At 32.7% G+C, this 10007-nt stretch carries 8 protein-coding genes and 2 pseudogenes; 9 read left to right on the forward strand and 1 reads right to left on the reverse strand.

The window, feature by feature from the left end; all coding sequences use genetic code 11:
• The 9 genes and pseudogenes from ACFIO3_RS04990 to ACFIO3_RS05030 form a co-directional block, all read left to right on the forward strand.
• Positions 1 to 834, forward strand: an 834-nt coding sequence (locus ACFIO3_RS04990; protein ID WP_375704154.1) for a peptidoglycan DD-metalloendopeptidase family protein, incomplete at its 5' end; no start/stop codon positions are given.
• Between the two features lie 681 nt (positions 835 to 1515).
• On the forward strand, positions 1516 to 1977 hold the full coding sequence (gene yajC / locus ACFIO3_RS04995; RefSeq protein WP_375607679.1) for a preprotein translocase subunit YajC: 462 nt from the start codon (positions 1516 to 1518) through the stop codon (positions 1975 to 1977).
• A gap of 463 nt (positions 1978 to 2440) precedes the next feature.
• A complete protein-coding gene (locus ACFIO3_RS05000) occupies positions 2441 to 2827 on the forward strand; it encodes an Mth938-like domain-containing protein (RefSeq protein ID WP_375607678.1) in 387 nt (128 codons plus the stop codon).
• Positions 2828 to 3824: 997 nt separating this feature from the next.
• Positions 3825 to 4292, forward strand: a complete 468-nt coding sequence (locus ACFIO3_RS05005) for an SMI1/KNR4 family protein (protein ID WP_375607677.1) — start codon at positions 3825 to 3827, stop codon at positions 4290 to 4292.
• Positions 4293 to 4439: 147 nt separating this feature from the next.
• Positions 4440 to 5012 (forward strand): annotated as a pseudogene (locus ACFIO3_RS05010) (DUF6990 domain-containing protein); the annotation flags it as partial.
• Between the two features lie 35 nt (positions 5013 to 5047).
• Positions 5048 to 5206, forward strand: coding sequence for a hypothetical protein (locus ACFIO3_RS05015; RefSeq protein WP_375704155.1), 159 nt, complete (start codon positions 5048 to 5050; stop codon positions 5204 to 5206).
• Between the two features lie 242 nt (positions 5207 to 5448).
• Positions 5449 to 6357 carry a DUF6990 domain-containing protein gene (locus ACFIO3_RS05020; protein ID WP_375607676.1) on the forward strand — a complete coding sequence of 303 codons (909 nt, stop codon included), beginning with the start codon at positions 5449 to 5451 and terminating at the stop codon, positions 6355 to 6357.
• 81 nt (positions 6358 to 6438) lie between these two features.
• Positions 6439 to 7086, forward strand: coding sequence for a DUF6990 domain-containing protein (locus ACFIO3_RS05025; RefSeq protein WP_375607675.1), 648 nt, complete (start codon positions 6439 to 6441; stop codon positions 7084 to 7086).
• A 644-nt stretch (positions 7087 to 7730) separates the two neighbouring features.
• Positions 7731 to 8591 (forward strand): phytoene/squalene synthase family protein, encoded by an 861-nt coding sequence (locus ACFIO3_RS05030; RefSeq protein ID WP_375607674.1) that lies wholly within the window; start codon positions 7731 to 7733, stop codon positions 8589 to 8591.
• A 1207-nt stretch (positions 8592 to 9798) separates the two neighbouring features.
• On the opposite strand, the pseudogene ACFIO3_RS05035 reads toward ACFIO3_RS05030, so the two are convergent.
• A pseudogene (locus ACFIO3_RS05035) lies at positions 9799 to 10007 on the reverse strand (peptidylprolyl isomerase); the annotation flags it as partial.

The following is a 10007-nucleotide window of genomic DNA, read 5'->3' on the forward strand; positions in this document are numbered from 1 at the left end:
CTTTCTCGTTCACAAATGGATAACTCTCCTGTTTTCCGGCGGAATTCTTATATTGTCCAGAGTGGAGATACACTACTCAGTATTGCACGACAAATAGGGGTTAGTGTTGAGGCATTAAAATTAGCAAATGGCATAAACAGCAATTCCATTTATATTGGTCAAGTCCTTGTGGTTCCAAGTAGGCGTACATTCGCAACTTCAAATACGCGCAATAATAATGATTGGGCGGCGTCAACAGCAGAATCTTCATTCCAATCTCAAGTTACGTCCTCTGTAAAACACAAAAAGGCTTCTTCTGTATATAAAGCTCCTGTAACAATGTCCCCTTCTGCAAAGATGAACAGATCAAGCTCTGAGAAAAATTCTTCTACACAGATGATGCGATTGGACCATGAGACTGGTTTATCAAGTACTGTTACGAATACAGATAATATTATGACACCGCAGGGTACAGGAATTTCTAAGATGCGTTGGCCAGTACGAGGGCGTTTATTAAGCCAGTTTGGTCAAAAAAAAGGAACAATAATGAATCGAGGAATAGATATTGCAGTGCCTGAGGGGTCATCGGTAAAGGCAGCGGAAAATGGTGTCGTTATCTATGCGGGAGATGGATTAAAAGAGCTTGGTAATGTTGTTATGATTCGACATGAAAATGATATTATCACTATTTATGGATGTAATAGTAAGCTTGTTGTTAACAAAGGACAAAGAATAAGACGCGGTGATGAGATTGCTAAATCTGGTGTTTCAGGAAATGTTAAAACGCCACGTGTCTATTTTGAGATGCGTAAGAATTCATTACCTGTTGATCCTCTTAAATATTTAGAAAACTAATTTATGGATTAATTTGAGAAATTTTATAGTTTATAGAAATTTCATGAAAAAATTGATTTTTTTACGTAAAATAATACTGTAGCAGAAAAAATCACTGGTTTAAGGGAAGCCGTTTGTTGAGTTTATTAGATATTATCATCTTTGTGTTTATGAAGAGATAAGGTGATAGTATCATACTGTTTTCAGCTTCTCAATGTTCTAACTGCTCTTGCATTTATAGGGGGTACGAGAATGAGAAGGGGGATTTTACGCTTTTCTTAAATAGTTTTTATCTACAGGTTCATTTCACGTGTGTAACGTACAAGAAAATCATTTTGATGAATTCAAAGGGGATAAAATGAGAGAGTTTTACTGTATTTAAGTCTTTCATTTGATATCAAAAACGATGAATTATCTCTATAATTAAAGGTTTTTTCCTTGGAAAAATTGGTTTGTATCATTTATTGAGTTAGTGAGAAGGTTTATATTGTAGAATATATAATAGAGGGAAATAAATCTGTTTTTTTTAAGATTTTTCTTGTTGTATTCTGTCTCTTAAGGATTTATTGCATTTTGATAAAGCTGAGATTCCATCATGTGGTCATTACTTTTTATGATAAATTCTTTAGGAAAAATTTTCTGGATCGGAGTTTTATTTTAATAGAGGGGGAAATACCTGAAGTTTAACTATAGGAGATAAAAATGTTTATTACAAACGCTTATGCTCAAGTTGCAGGCGATGTTCCCGGTGGATTTTCATTTGTTAGTGCTGTCCCGTTCATTTTAATTTTTGCAATTATGTATTTTTTTATAATTCGTCCACAGCGTGCACAAATGAAAAAACGACAAGAAATGCTTAATGCAATACGTCGTGGTGATACAGTTATAACGGGTGGTGGCATTATCGGCAAAGTTACGAAGGTTCACGATGAAAGTGGCGAATTAGAGGTTGAAATTGGTGAGAGTATGAATATTCGTGTTCTTCGCTCAACATTGTCTGATGTACGCGTTAAAGGTGAACCAATTGCAGAAAAAAAATCAAAGCTTCATACTAAAACAAAAACACCACAAAAGTCTAAATCTAAAACAACAGCGAAAGAAAATGTGAGTGTATCTAAAGAAAAAAAAGCTATATCAAAGGAAAATAAGGAAAATGCATCTTAAGGTGGAGTTGTAGTTTATTACATTTTTTAAAGCATTTTTATAAAAAGTATTGAAATATAAAGATAGTTTCATTGAAGGAGTAGCTTTTATAGTCGTTACAGAAGATGGTTTTTTTCTTTAAATTATTAAAATAGTTGTTTTATTTATAGAAGATTACGGAAAATTTTCCTGTCCTTTAAGCAACATCATTATTTTTATAAAGAGATATTTTTTATTTTCGAGTAAATAAGCTGAGGAAATTTTTTAAAAGGTAGATTTATTTGAACATATAGCATTTAATCGCGGTTTGTTGTCAAATTTTCATCTATTTGTTGTAGGAGAAGATTAGGGAGTATATAAAAATTTCTAATCTCAATGCTCTTATAAGCGAGGGTTAACATATCAATGTTTGTATCAACCTTCCATTAATTTTTGTGGGAGGTAAAAGGCAGTTGGACTTATCAAAAATAAAGGGTGCTTATTCATGTTCGATGCAATTCAAATTCGTGAGGCGCATTTTCCAAGTCGTGCACCTATTGATGCTTATGGAAATGGTGGGTTTCGTTTTGCTGATATGTCTCATAGAGGTTCTATTATTTGTGTCCCATCAGGTATTTATGGCATTGATATGGCAGGACCTATTCCTACTCAAGGGGATATATCTCGTGTTTTAGAAGAAGCATCTGAAATCGAAGTTTTATTAATAGGTACTGGAATTGAATTATTGCGATTACCTGAAGAGTTACGGGTTCTTTTATGGGAAAAACGTATTTCATCTGATACAATGAGTACGGGAGCGGCTGTACGTACATTTAATGTTTTATTGGCTGAAGATCGCGCTGTTGCTGCGTTATTATTTGCGGTAGAATAAAGTGTTATTTAATAATAAATTGCTCTAGTTCATTATGAAAAGTTTGCATAATTATTAATTGGATGAATTTTATGATCAGTGCATTTTCTATAAAAAGATAGCATTGTCATCCATTCAATCAAGAAGTGTTTTGCGTTGTTTGTTGTTCTAAGTTTTACTGTGCATGTTACGGTTAGTTTTTAGCTGTTTTTACTACGAATGAAAGTTTTAAGTCCGATAAGACAAATTTTATCAAAAAAGTTATTTATTTAATTTTTAAAAATTTCTTTCTGAAAAGAAAAAAGTAATTGGAGCAAATAATGAAAGAATGATATCAATAAAAATGCTTTTATTATTTGGAGAAATGTAAAGCAATACCATTAGCTATGAACAGATAAGTATTTATAACGATCACATTAATATTAGCAAAATGTGATATGATTTATGTAGAAAAATCTGTAAAAATTATACTTTATCCGATTTTACAGAATTATTTGATTACTATAGTAATATTATTAAGTTTCGCACTTTAAAGGCTATGATTGGTGATATACGAATAAAGAATCTAAAGAAATTATTGGCTCGCAGTTTATAATTTTTTATAAAGATTTTTTGAAAAAACAGAAATTGATGGCGAGGAAATATTTAGCCTTTATAAGGATTGTGTAGGGATTTTTGTTGACTATAATTTAACAGATAGAGGAAATGGTTTAGCAAAACTACAGTAGCTTGTTATCAGTAGAGCTAATTTGGGTGTGAAATTTTCTTTTGATGACTTTCAACTTCAGGATGGTGAATGTTCACACTATTTCAAGATATTCTTTATGACGCAAGTAATTTTTATGAATTTTGCGAAAAAATAATTAAAGTTCATGTGAAATAGTTTTTTTGTGTATTGGTTTTATTTAAAAAATTATAAACACTAAGTTACTGTTTTTCCGTTACTTAAAAAATGTGAATATTATCATTATTAGAAAAAAGTTAAAACATATTAGAGAATAATAATTGGGGGGAGTTCATGAAAAATTTTATATTATCTGATCTCGAAAAATTAATTGATAAATATAGTGATCGTATCGATTTTGGCCCTACCATTGATGATATACAGATTAAAAAGGCTGAAGAAACTATTGGTTTGCCATTTACAACCTCTTACAAAAACTGCCTGAAAAGTTTGGGAATTTCAGAAATTGGTTGTGATGAAATATTGACCGTTTATGAGGATAGTGTAGGGTCTCCTACTGATTGTGTTACTGCTGGTGATATTGTTTATCACCACTTACTCGATATAAAAAATGGTTTAGCTAGGCCACAGCAGCTTATTGTTTGTGAAAATACTTTTTGTGAGATACTTTACTTTGATTACTCTCAATTTCAAGACGGTGAATGTCTACTTTATTTCAGGTTTCCAGCTGGTGCTTCATATTATTACGCCAGCAATTTTTATGAGTTTCTCTATAAAAGAATTAAGGTTAATTTTGAATAATTTTTTAAATTGAGGTTGAAAACAGCTGTTGAATAAAAAATGGGGGAGATTGATTGGTATGCGCTCTTTCATCATTGAATTCGTTGAGAATAGAAGTGTGTCATGATGCAAACCAAAGATGTAACAAAAATTTAAAAAAAACTTGGTTGGGCACCCTATCGCGATGATATCGGTCGTCACCATGCTTTTTATTATTTATCTGATCGTTTTGTAAGCATCGACTACGAGGTAAAATATGGGTGGAGGGATAGAAAGCTTATGCTAGTAGCAAATCTCAGCACTATCCCCTATATTCTTGCTTGGGAATATATTAGGGGTAAGAGATTTTGCTTTGAAAGTATACTTTTTTCAGAAGATAGATATTTTGATGTTAAAATGAAAGACCTTTCTGAAAATCGTATTCAGGAGTCCTTAAACAAGATAATCACATGGGCAAAAACACAAAATATTGAACAAAAATTACACCAAGAAGTTTCCAATGGTAGCTCTAAAAGCTCTGCGGTTGCTCGAGTTTTGCTCGGTGATAGAGAGTCATTAAAGTCTTGTAGTCCTACATCAAATTTGAATATATTAGAATTTTCTGGTTACAAAACAACAACATGGGTTGAGCGTCTTCTTCTTTTTGCACAAGCCTATAAAAAGGGCGAGTTGGATGATATTTTGGTGTGTATAACACCTCAAAAGCGGCTAACGAGCCTAACAACGGTACCAATATTTTAAAAGTTCATGGTTGGATTGCAACAGCCCCTGGGAAAATGTGGTTAGTTTTACCTGACCGTTTTGTTAAATTTCATTTTGATTTGTGGTATCTCAATGATAAATTAAATGTCTATATTAGTGCCATAACGTCTACAGAAGAGCTTTCTAGAGCCTGCTGGTATATTCATTATGGTAAAGCTTACGAACTTGTATGACCTGAGAATATTTATCCAACTTTTACCAGTCTTGGAAAAGGTCTTAATATTTATTTTGATACACCCACAAAGCGAGAACTTATCAACATTTCTGAGCGGGTAATTCAGTGGGCTCGTACTCAGGATTTTGAGGCAGAAATAAAAAAAAGAGTGCCTATTCAACATATCTTCAAGCATCTAGTTCTTGCTCCCATATGATCTGGCATTTGGCTTGCTTAGCGTCGACGGGTAAGATTGAGGCCTTGAAATCTTATCAAAATTTTCTTGAAACAAACAAGGTTGCTCAATATGCGACAAGCTATTCTCTCTTTAGCTGTGTTAATCGCGCTGTTGAATTTGCTGAAGAACATTTTATTCCGTGTGGACCTAGTGAAAAAGCAAATTTTATAGGGCGGATGATGTTTTACTTCATGGTATCGCCTTTGCTTTATCGAGTGATAATAAAACCTTTCACCTTGATTACAAAAGCATTTTTGCACATGGTCAGTTGGATTCGGTCAAAAGCACGAGAAAGCTTTATTTCGAGAGTATTACGATTTGGGCAGATGAAAAATTCAAATGAACAAAAGGTAAAGGATATTATAGGTTCGCAAGATTGGATTGTTCTTAATACCATTGTTGAACAATTAAAAACGATGGGTTGGACAACTTACCGCGATAAAAACTACAATTATAATGCTTACTTTATAAGCAAAGACCGGCTTATCAACATAGTATATAGTCTTGAGAGGGAAGGCAAAGAGTTGATTATCACATTCAAAGCTTCACTTTCAACGCTTAGCTTCTCTACTATTTATCGAGATATTTTTCCAACGAGATCTCAATATACGTCCATTAAAGAGGCGGAAGATATATATACAATCTCTGATATTGCTATGAAGCAAGGAAAATTGAAACAGGTTTGTGCAGACATTTTTGAGTGGACTCATCAGCAAAATGTACAAAAAATTATCTCTGATTATGCAGTTTTATCACCAAATAATGAAGCTGATCTTGCAGAGCGCCACCTTGTTGCCCTTATTCTCATGGGGGATGTTAAAACGCTCAAATTTTATAAAGAGAGTTTTAGAGTAGGAAAGCATTTAGATTTTTCTGAAGAGATTACGAAAGATCTTATGAATCGTGTCCTTATTCTTGCACGACGTTATTGATTAGGTTTCAAAGAGTCTTTTTCACCTTTGAATCTTGATGCTAAAATAATGCTTTTTACAGAAGAAGAGACTTTTTTAACCATGAAAAGTACAAGAACGCTTTTCATAAGTTTAGGTTGGTTTGTTTATGGAATTGAGGGAAAAGAGAATTTTCTAGCAATCTACCAATTGCCAGATCGCGAGGTGCAAATTTTATACAATGACGAAATTACAACAGCTTCTCCGCGATTTGATGTTGGGTTTTCGGTTACTACAGGCATTCTTTCTGCTGTTTGTAGAGCAATTGATTCCATAAATTCTCAAAGTTTACCGGATCTACAACTTTATTTTAATAAAAATGGGCTGAAAATTGTTGAAGAAAAGATTAATGCAAGTCGCCTAGAGTTAGAGCTTGATTATACTTTAGAATGGGCAATGGAAAGTATAGATCTTCTTCAGCGTATTGGTTTTAGGTATGGTATACCCCCTTGGCAAATGAGCAAAATTGATGAGTGTGACAATGCACATTATAGTTTACTTCATATTGGTACGCTTGCTTTTTTGAATAATATTGAGTCCTTACAATCTTATCACAAAAGCTTTGTGGAAAGAGAACATTTAGGTTTTGATAATAATACTCAAAAGCACCATCTTGAACGTGCAATGGTTATGGCAAAAAAAATAGCAAAGGTAAAGCAACCAAGCTACGATTTGATTAAGAAGATGGAAAAGAGTTTTCTAGCTGCTTAGAGATTGCATTCTATTTTGGTTAAAAAATAACTTCTGACGCAAATAATAACAAAGAATATCTATTGACATTAAAGATGCTTTCATCGAGTGCATTTATATGCCGTAAAAGGGGGGGAGCTCCACCGTAGAGATTGGCAAGGAGTCCAATTAAAAGTATATTTCCGTTGTTCATATATGCTTTAAGATGCTTATTACCTGTTTTTTATTTTAGTGAAAATATAAGGGCGAATAATAAGCTTTCGTGAGGGTTGCTTTATTTATTAATTTTTATTCTAAAAATACCCATTATATTTTATAGCAGAAAGTCTGTTGTTAAGCGTATTGGCGTGGTGTAATTGATTCTGCAAAGAAAAAGGTAAAAACAAATAGAGTTTCTTGATTTTATTATGCTTTTGAGAATACTCTCTCTCATAGGGTGGTACTATTTTAGTGCAAAACCAACTTTTAAAAAAATAAAATATTTTGGATGTTTGGTGCGGTTAAGAAAAGTACTTAGAAAAGAATCCTTAACTTATAATACATTAAGAGACACATTTAAAAATCTTATTTCTAAGCTGTATTTTCTGACTCTCTTATTTTTTAATAGTGAATAAAAAAGAATATTAATTTAATTGCTAAAGAAGGAACGTTAATAGGTTCATAGCATGATAGGTTCTCTTCCTTATTGTCTTGATATTTTACGGACCATAGATCGTGACCGCTATATATCGGTTTTATTTGCGCCTAAAAAAAAGCGCAAAGCATTGGCTGCTCTTTACGCATTTAATGCTGAAGTTTCTCGTATTCGCGAAAATGTACATGACCCACGCATAGGAGAAATACGGTTACGTTGGTGGTATGATTCTATTGTTCATGGTGAAATGCAAACGAGTGGAAATAATCCGATTTTGACTGATCTATTGACAGCAATGACTCTTTTTAATTTACCTAAGACCGCTTTTTTACGTTATTGCGATGCACAAATTTTAGATCTTTATCACAATCCAATAGAAACGCTTCATGAGCTTGAGCATTATTATGGTGAGACAGCAAGTATCATTTTACAGCTTTCTTGTCAGATATTAGATCCTAATGTTGCACAAGATTTTACAGATATCTATGAACATGGAGGGATTGCTCAAGGATTAAGCGGTGTATTACGCCTTTTATCATTCATGCAATCACGATATCATTATTATTTACCTACTGATATGTTGAAGGCTGTAGGGGTGAAGAGGGAAGATTTAGAATCTCATCGTTTCAGTGATAAACAAAAGGGCTGCATTGTTGAATCTATGGTAGCATTATCACGCGATCATTATAGCAAATTTTACACGTATTCTCGTGTTTTACCTAGAGCTTTTAAGCCAGCATTTCTTCCATTGGTAATTATACCGGCTTCTCTTCAAAAAGCTCTTCAGCTGGGGGCGGAAATTTTTCAAGAAAATGCAACTTTGCCATTGATACATCGCTATTGGTTGATAACAAGGACAGCAATAAGTGGTAATTTTCCAAAAACATTGTAAAAGAACATTGTTACGTCGAAATTAAACCGATTTTTTCGTATTGAAGAAAGAAGGAGATATGGTGCTTTCAAATCATTTCTTTATTATCAAGAAACGGTGATGTGTTGGTGGCTATGAGTGCAAAAGAATAAGAAATTTTATAATCTTGAAAAAACAGTATATTTTCTCATCAAGTAATATATTTTATTCGTGTATTGGATAGGGGAGATGCAGAGAAGGCAAAATATGAGATAAAGTTTAATACATTCGTTCGTTTGGTGAAGAACTTTTGATATTGAGTAGTCTGAATGTATTGGTCGCATCTCATTTATAAATGAAATACAATTTCTATTTTATTATTGAGAAAAGTTATCTTAACAGCCTATTAAGTCTCTAGAAAAAACTCTAATTTTTGAGAAAGTGTGAAGCTATAATTGATAATTATTGTGATATGCGAACATATTGATTGAGAACTCATTTTTTTCTCATATTGAATGAGAATCTTGAATAGAAAAGGATTTCTTCATTTTAAATTACTTTTATAATGAATTTTAAAAATATTTTATATATATCATAAGACGTATATCAATGAAAGTCATTTAAGAAGAAGCAATAGGCTCCTTATGAATGAATATTAAGAGTAGCAGTCGATGATATAATAGTAAATCTATTGAGTTCCTCCATTTTTATGCTTATGGAGAAGAAAGCCGGCACCATCATTATATTGGCTAGCTTGGGGGGCTACAGCTCTTGGCTTTAAGACGGTTCATAAGAGCTACTTTCAGTCCTTTTTTAACAATTTTTATCCACACACGCATCCCGCTTTTATATGCAAGCAAGTGGTTTTAATTGATTCAATATACACAGATTTGAAATGAGAGAATCTTACAATATTCGGGACTCTCATTCAATATACAAAACAGTAAATTATCATTATAAATCAGTACATTGTCAATAAATGACAGGAGGGATATATAGCTTAATTAGCGACAACATTTACAGCCTTTGGATGGGTAATATTTCTTCATGCGTTGAAAAAACGATTCTACATTCCATTTAGCATTTTCTCGCAAATCTATACATGTACTGATTTGCGAGAAAATTAATCATTATACAAATGCTGCTTCTAAGATATAAGCAAATAAAAGATCTATCTTACCTCTTTAATGATAAACGAAGAGCGATAGACACTTTATCAAATAAGCCCTTTAAATTATGCACACTCTTTTTACTGGAGAGCGTTAAAGATCTGATTATAATTCGTGCTATTAATTTCCAAAGGATGTTCTTTATTGGCAACTTGTAGCATTTCTAGCTTAAGATCTTCTCTTATCATCATATCTATATTGGCGCGGACCTTAGTTGAAAGAGTATGAGACGTGATATCTTTAGGCATTGTTACAGTCTTTATTTGATAAATGATACGGTTTGTTGCAA

The sequence above is a fragment of the Bartonella sp. AD328YNZD genome, from assembly GCF_042196425.1.